The organism is Mesorhizobium sp. B4-1-1 (assembly GCF_006439375.1).
Lineage (GTDB): Bacteria > Pseudomonadota > Alphaproteobacteria > Rhizobiales > Rhizobiaceae > Mesorhizobium.
The window spans coordinates 1-7,008 of record NZ_VFTH01000049.1 but is presented as its reverse complement, the minus strand read 5'-3'; the positions used below and the strand labels follow the sequence as shown (position 1 = coordinate 7,008).

The window sequence follows — 7,008 nt, the reverse complement described above, 5'->3', positions numbered from 1 at the left end:
CGGCCGCGCGAGCTGGCGAACGTCATCGCGCCATCGGTAGTCTCCGCGATCCGCAGCGAGATCAGGAACTCGCGCGACCTCATGGTCGACGCGCTCTACCCGATCACGGGCAGGCTGGTCAGCGCGGCCGTGGCGAACGCTTTCAAGGAACTCGTCGCGCGGCTGGAGCAGCGCCTCAACGCCCTGACATCGACGGAGCTGTGGATCGGGCGCGTCAAGTCGCTGGCGACCGGCCGGCCGATCAGCGAGTTCGTTCTGGCAAACGCCAGCCCGCCGCGCGTCAACCGGCTGCTGATGATCGAGCGCGGCAACGGCCGCCTCGTCGCCGACTGGAAGCGCGAAGAAACCTCCGACGAGCGGGCCGACCTGCTGAGCGCGATGGTCGCGGCGATCCTGGAATTTTCCGTCCAGGCCCTGGCAGGAGAAGGCAACCTGCAGCAGCTCGATTTCGGCGGACGCGAGATCGTGCTTCGCGCCTCGCCCCGGTTCATCCTGGCCGCGGAATGCATCGGCCCCCTTCGCCCCGCCGACAATGACAGGATCAATTCGCTTTTCTTCGACACGATCGAGAGCATGGATCGCGGCCTCGACTGCGACGCCGCCATGCTGGCTGCGCTGGCCGCCTCCATCGAAGCCGGTCCGGCTGCCGAACCCGAACCGCGTCGGGGCGCAAAGGTCGTCCTGTTCGTGCTCGCGGCTCTCGTCGCCGCCGGGCTGGCATGGCTGGCGAGCGTCTATTTGACCCGCACGATGCTGGAGCGGCGCGCCAACGATGCGCTCCAGGAACTGGCCGGCAAGGAACCGCTGCTGGAATCTTTCCCGTTGCGGCTGGATTTTGACCACCGCAATCGCAGCGTCTCGGTCTCCGGCATAGAGCCAAGCCAGGTGCAGACGGCTCCGCTGGTCGACGCCCTGGCCGAGGCCGCGGCGCCCTATCGGGTCGTCGGCCGGATCGGCGTCGTGCCGGGCACGGAACAATTGGCAGCGCTCAGCGCCGACATCGACGCCCTGCGGCAATCGGTGACCGGCCTCCAGGCGGGCATCGACGAAAACCGCCGGGCGATCGCCGAACTGCGGCAATCTCTTGCCGATGTGCAGAAATCCGCGGGCGAGACCGGCGAAGCGGTTGCCGGTCAGCGGCAGGCTCTCGCAGGTTTGCAGGCCCGCATCGATCAGACGCGCGGGCTGAGCGAAGAAGCGCTGCAATCCCTTGCCGGCCTGCGGGCGGGCATCGATGAAACACGCGCGGCGATCGCCGGGGAGACAAAATCCAGGAACCAGCAGTACGACGCCCTGCAATCGATAGCCGACAGCCCGGCCGAGCGGCTCAACCGCTTCATGGCCTCGACGGCGATTTTCTTTGGCAACGCCGACACTTTTGCCGATGACAAGGCGGCGGACCAGCAGTTTCGCGATCTGGCAGGGCTGCTTGCGGGCAACGATCTGAGAATCCGTGTCGTAGGGCACGCGGACGATACCGGAACGGATGTCGCCAACCGGACGGTTGCCCGCAAGAGGGCCGACCAGGTGGTGCGAAGATTGACCGCGCTCGGCATCGAGCCGTCGCGATTGTTTGTGGTTTCGCGCTCGTCGTCGCTTCCGATTTCCGACGTGCCGAGCGAAGGCAACCGCCGCGTCACCTTCGAAACCGTGTTCCGCGCCGAGCGCCCTCAATGATGCTCAGCGCAAAGGTCATGCTGCTTGGCGATATGGGTGTGGGCAAGACATCCATCATGTACCGTCTCGTGCACGATCGTTTCGACGGCGAATACAAATCGACGCTCGGCGTCGAGGTGCTGAGCTACGATGTTCCGGCCGATCCGGTTCGCGGAGGCGACGCGGCGCGGCTTGTGCTGTGGGACACCGACGGCGATTTCGGGACGCGTATTTTCGACACCGTTTACGTTACCGGCGCGTCGGCCGCGATCGTCGTGTCGGACGTGACGCGCCCGCAAACCGTGACGCGCATGGTCGAGCTGGTCCGCAGCTTCGAGGCGCGATTTCCAGGCAGGCCATACCGGGCCCTCGTGAACAAGATCGATCTCGCCGAAGCCCCCGGCAGCGCCGAAGAGATCGGCCAGCTGCCGCGATCGAGCGTCAAGTTCGTGAGCGCCAAGAACGGTGAGGGAATCGTCGATGCCTTTGCCGAGCTCGCCGAAACAATACGGCGTCGGCAGTTGTAGGCGAAGTGCAGCCGCGAGGACTTAACTCCGACACCCACTCCGTACCAGTCAGTCTCACGGCGCGCGGTCGGCCGCGCGCCGAAATGGCATAATCGCCACGTGTACCAGCTCTGTAAGGATCAGCGTCCGAAAAAAGGCGCGGCGATCTGCCTGCGGCTACTCCTGGAAAAATCTGACGGCCTTATGGATCGAGATGAAGCTGATGGAAATCCTCTCGGGAGCCCATTCATAGAGCGCTGGGTGGCGCGACAGTCTCAAACCTCTACGTCCACCAGAAATTTCATCAACTTGTCCAACAGTTCCAATAACCACCACCAAGTACTTGGTCAGCGGTCGTATCCAAGAAATGATCGTAATCGGTATGACTTTCGTCATCATCGCTCATGACTTTCGGTAGGTGTCGTCATCTCCCCAACCGTTCTATCGCTGTGAGAGTAGCTATCTGGCAGGCCGGGAGTTTTGGTCGGGCCCTGAGCTACGCAGAACGGTCGGGTAGCTGCGATGAACATTCGAACAAGCTGGCCCAGGGACTCGCATGCTCGGCACCAGAGCGTGCAAACGCCGGCTCCATCCAGGGAGCAAACTGCTGGCGCTGGAGGGTCGACTAGCGCCGGTTTTCCGGTTGAAGAAATCCACGGTTTTGGCGCACTCGCTTCCTGCAGGACTCTCCGGACGAGCGCTGGCCGCAGCTGGGAAAAAGTGTACCTGTCCACACAGATTGAAGATCCCAATGGCGTGGCCTTTCCGGCCAGCCCGCATCTTTTCATCAGGCTGACAACATCCGGATCCGCCAAAACCGTCTCCAACATCGGCGGACGCGAATACAGTGCGAACAGCCGCCCCGGGCAGTTGGATGTTGTCGCCCCCGGCCAGCCAATCCAACTGGGATGGGATAGACGCGTCCACACGACGCATCTTTATCTGCATGCCTCCCTTCTGGCCGAAATTAGTGCTGATTTCGAAAGCCATGGCCAGCCCATCGGGATCCTGAGCGGGTTGGCATTGACGGATCCGCTGCTCGAGTGGCTCGCTACCGAGATCGACCAGGCGCTGGAGCTCGACGCCGAAGGATTGTATCCTTACGTGATACATCTCGCACGGGCCGCGGTGGGCCGGGTTTTGTGCAGGTATTCGAGTTTATATCTCTATCAGGCAGGTGAATTTTCAGACAAAAAGCTTGGAAAAAGGCAGCTTTCGTCCTTTCATCAAATTATCGAAGCCAGAATGCAGCAGAAGCTTTCTCTATCCGATTTGGCGGAAGGGAGTGGGTTGTCGACGAGTCACTTTGCTCATCTTTTCAAGAACGCTACCGGCAAGACGCCATATCAATATCTTCTGGAGAGTCGGATTCAGCGCGCACGCTACCTGCTGGCGAGAACTTCAATGCCGATCGTGCAGATAGCCACGGAATGCGGATTTGCCGACCAAGTGCATTTTAGCAGAGCCTTCTCGAAAGTTGTCGGCCAGCCGCCAGGTGCATTCCGTAAAGCTTCAGTCAGCTAAAGCGCCTTCCAACTCGTTCGATCTGCGCGATATGCGGGCAGCCGCCCGCAACATCGATGAACGCTCGGAACCGAAGGATCCGGTGGAGCTAAATTGCGGCCCTCCAGGCGGAAAATACGAACCCATTGCAGACGGTGAATGCATCGCATGAGGCGCCTTGAGCACCTTTGCAGTGCAGACTGCGGGTGAAATGCTGTTGGGCGGCCGGACAACCCGATCCGGCCGCCCAACAGGACGTTGGGCGATTGCAGCGATCACGAGCGACGCTAAGGGCGGAAAATAGGCACAATGAAAAGGCCGCCCGAAAGCGGCCTTTCCTTGAAGGGGCAAAAGCTGGACCGAACTACTTGGCATCCTTCTTTACAGTCGCCTTCGGCGAAGCGGTGGTTTCGAGCCCGTTGTCCTCGGCCATCAGTTCTTCCTTGCTCACCTTCTTGTCGGTGACGGAAATCTGGCCGAGCAGGCGGTCGACCACCTTGTCCTCGAACATCGTCGCACGCAGCGTTCGCAGCGCCTCGGGATTGGAGTTGTAGAAGCCAAGCGCCGCCTGCTGCTGGTTGGCCGGGAAGCGATGCACCTGCTCGAGCACGCCGCGCTGCAGCTCCTCGTCCGATACCGAGATGCTCTCCTTCTTACCGACCTCGACTAGGATCAGGCCGAGGCGAATGCGACGTTCGGCAAGATGCATGGCGTCGGCACGCGCTTTCTCCTCGGTCGTGCCCTCGTCGGCGAAGGTGCGACCTGTCGCCTTGAGATCCCGGCTGACCTGTGCCCAGATGGTGTTGAACTCAGCCTCTACCAACTGCGAGGGCACCTCGAATTGATAGGAAGCGGCGAGCTGGTCCAGCAACTGCCGCTTGACCTTCTGGCGCGCTATCGAGCCGAACTGGTTCTCGATCTGGCCGCGCACGACTTCACGCAGGCGCCCCAGCGACTCCAGGCCAAGCGCCTTGGCGGTCCCGTCGTTGATCTCCAGCTTGCCAGGCTTCGCCACTTCCTTGACGGTGACGTCGAAGGTCGCTTGCTTGCCGGCCAGACTGGCGATCTGGTAGTTCTCCGGGAAGGTCACGGTGATCTTCCTCTCATCGCCTGCCTTGGCGCCGATCAACTGGCCCTCGAAGCCCGGGATGAAATCCTGGGCGCCGAGTACCAGCGGCTGGTTGGCGCCAGTCCCGCCGGAAAAGGCTTCTTCGATCTTGCCGACATAGTTGATCGTCACGCGGTCGCCTTCGGCGGCTCTGCTGGCGGCAGGCTTGTAGGTGCGAGCCGCTTCGGCGACACGCTTGACCTGCTCGTCGATCTCGGATGCCGGCACATCATAGACCGGGCGCGTTATCTTGATGTTGGCGAAGTCCTTGATATCGATCGCCGGAACAACCTCGCGATTCAACTGAGCCGTGCCTGCGACATCGGCCGCAAGGGTACTGGCGGCTGCACCGCAATCCTTGGAGGCACCGCCAGCCGAACTGCATGCCGTGTTGGCAAGCTGTTCACCTGAGCCAGCTTTGGAGGCACCGCCAGTTGGATTGCTGGCCGCGTTGGCAAGCATGCCAGCCGAGCCGGTACCGACGCCAGCGGCCGCACTCTTGGAGGCACCGCCAGCCGGATTGCCGTCCGCATAGGCAAGCAGGCCACCATAGGCAAGCAAGCCGCCTGAGCCGCCCGCCGTACCATTGGAGGCACCACCAGCCGTGTTGGCAAGCAGGCCGTTCGAGCCAGCGCCGCTGCCACCGGTCGCACCATTGGAGGCACCGCCAGCCGAATTGCCAGCCATGTTGGCAAGCAGGCCATTTGAGCCGCCGCCGATGCCGCCGTTCGGAGCACCTCCAGCCGCATTAGCAAGCAGGCGAGTTGAGCCGGCACCGCCGGTCGCACCGTTGGAGATACTGCTGGTCGAGTCAGCGTCGACGACGGACCTGGCAGGGCTGCGGCTGTCCGAGAGGACGACCAAACCAGCGAGCGAATTGCCGCAGTGAGCGCCGCCCTGGGTTGAAGTGTCGCAGTCGATGTTTCCCAGGACGCTCCCGATGACCCCATCGCCGGTGCCGCCGCCGCCAGTGCCGCCACCACCACCAGTGCCGCCACCGCCAGTGCCACCACCACCAGTGCCGCCACCGCCAGTGCCACCTCCGCCGAGGCCACCGCCGATCGAGCCGATAATCCCGCCGACTAGGCCGCTAGCGCTCCCGATCAAACCGTTCACGGCGCTGGCCAGTGCGCCGACGGCACCGCCGATCGAGCCGACCGCGCCATTTGCGGCATTGGTTAGCGAGCCGACTGTGCCATTAGCTGTGCTGCCCAGCGAGCCGACTGTGCCACCGAGCGTGCCGCCAGCACCACCTGCGCCGTTCAGGGCAGTGCCCAGCGAGCCAGTCGCGCTGCCGAGCGTACCGCCGGTATCACCTGTACCGCCAGCACCACCGGTCGCGCCGTTCAGGGCAGTGCCCAGCGAGCCAATCGCGCTGCCGAGCGTACCGCCGGCATCACCTGTACCGCCAGCACCACCGGTCGCGCCGTTCAGGGCAGTGGCGAGTGAGCCGAGCGTACCGCCGGCATCGCCAGCACCGCCCGTCGCAACATTCAGGGCGTTGGCCAGGGCACCAACGGCGCCGCCGAGCGTGCCGCCGGCACCACCGGCTCCGCTGATCGCGCCGTTCACGGCGTTCCCGAGTGAGCCGACCGTGCCACCGAGCGTGCCTCCGGTACCACCGGCTCCACCAACTGCTCCGTTCAGCGCAGTACCCAGCGAGCCGACCGCGCCATTGGCAGCGCCACCAAGCGAGCCGACCGTTCCGCCGAGCGAACCGCCGATGCCACCAGCACCGCCGACTGCTCCATTGACGGCGCTGGCCAACGAGCCAACCGCGCCGTTCGCGGCACCGCTAAGCGAGCCAACCGTGCCGCCGAGCGAACCACCGATGCCGCCGGCACCACCGACTGCTCCGTTGAGGGCATTGCCCAGGGCACCAACGGCACCACCGAGCGTGCCTCCGGTACCACCGGCTCCACCAACTGCTCCGTTCAGCGCAGTACCCAGCGAGCCGACCGCGCCGTTGGCAGCGCCACCAAGCGAGCCGACCGTTCCGCCGAGCGAGCCACCGATGCCACCAGCACCGCCGACTGCTCCATTGAGCGCATTGCCCAGGGCACCAACGGCACCACCGAGCGAGCCGCCGGCACCGCCGGCTCCACCGACCGCACCGTTCACGGCGCTACCCAGGGCACCAACAGCGCCACCGAGCGTACCACCGGCACCGCCAGCTCCACCGATCGTGCCGTTGACGGCGCTGGCCAACGAGCCAACCGCGCCGTTGGCAGCGCC

The 7,008-nt window shown here is 63.9% G+C and carries 3 protein-coding genes and 1 pseudogene; 3 read left to right on the top strand and 1 reads right to left on the bottom strand.

Annotation, left to right across the window (positions count from 1 at the left end; translation table 11 throughout):
* Window positions 1-81 precede the first annotated feature (81 nt).
* The 3 genes from FJW10_RS30240 to FJW10_RS30230 all read left to right on the top strand — a co-directional run bounded on the left by FJW10_RS30240 (window position 82) and on the right by FJW10_RS30230 (window position 3,686).
* The gene (locus tag FJW10_RS30240) at window positions 82-1,677 is read left to right on the top strand and encodes an OmpA family protein (RefSeq protein ID WP_140902763.1); all 1,596 of its coding nucleotides are present in this window, start codon (window positions 82-84) and stop codon (window positions 1,675-1,677) included.
* A gap of 17 nt (window positions 1,678-1,694) precedes the next feature.
* Window positions 1,695-2,183, top strand: a complete 489-nt coding sequence (locus FJW10_RS30235; RefSeq protein WP_246674413.1) for a hypothetical protein — start codon at window positions 1,695-1,697, stop codon at window positions 2,181-2,183.
* A gap of 699 nt (window positions 2,184-2,882) precedes the next feature.
* Window positions 2,883-3,686 carry a helix-turn-helix transcriptional regulator gene (locus tag FJW10_RS30230; protein ID WP_181177720.1) on the top strand — a complete coding sequence of 268 codons (804 nt, stop codon included), beginning with the start codon at window positions 2,883-2,885 and terminating at the stop codon, window positions 3,684-3,686.
* 382 nt (window positions 3,687-4,068) lie between these two features.
* Here FJW10_RS30230 and tig read toward each other — a convergent pair.
* A pseudogene (tig, locus tag FJW10_RS30225) lies at window positions 4,069-5,079 on the bottom strand (trigger factor); the annotation flags it as partial.
* Window positions 5,080-7,008: the final 1,929 nt, after the last annotated feature.

What these genes read in the sequence shown, in the direction of transcription:
- FJW10_RS30240 (WP_140902763.1), top strand. Translation starts at nt 82, where the DNA reads ATGGTCGACGCGCTCTACCCGATCACGGGCAGGCTGGTCAGCGCGGCC.
- FJW10_RS30235 (WP_246674413.1), top strand. Translation starts at nt 1,695, where the DNA reads ATGCTGCTTGGCGATATGGGTGTGGGCAAGACATCCATCATGTACCGT.